1 pseudogene is annotated in these 366 nt (G+C 79.0%); it reads right to left on the minus strand.

Annotated features, from left to right (window positions below):
• A pseudogene (locus tag B7767_RS37420) lies at positions 1-244 on the minus strand (hydroxyacid dehydrogenase); the annotation flags it as partial.
• Positions 245-366: the final 122 nt, after the last annotated feature.

Here is a 366-nt window from a genome sequence, read left to right on the forward strand (position 1 = left end):
CGTCGTACCCGACGCCGGTCCGGACGACGGCCCGCAGGCGCGGGGCGCGGGACAGTACCTCGGCGGTCAGCGGGTCGTGCCCGACGAGCGCGGCGTCGGCGTCCCGGAGAGCGGCCACCAGCGCCTCGGGGCCGCTCCGGCCTGCGAGCGGGGCGTGCACCGTGGTGTGGCCGTGCCCGGTGAGGTACCGGTCGACGTCGTCGCCCGGCCGCAGGTAGTCGGTGGTGATCAGGGTGCGGGGCACGCGGTCCTCGTCTCTCGTGTCTCTCGTGGTCGCCCGTGCGTCGTCCTTCGGCCGCGGCCGCGGCCGCGGGCCCGGCGGGGCCGGGCGGCGGTCATGCGACGGTGGCGGCGGGTCTCCCCCGC

Origin of the sequence: Streptomyces sp. 13-12-16, assembly GCF_002114215.1 — a bacterium.
Lineage (GTDB): Bacteria > Actinomycetota > Actinomycetes > Streptomycetales > Streptomycetaceae > Streptomyces.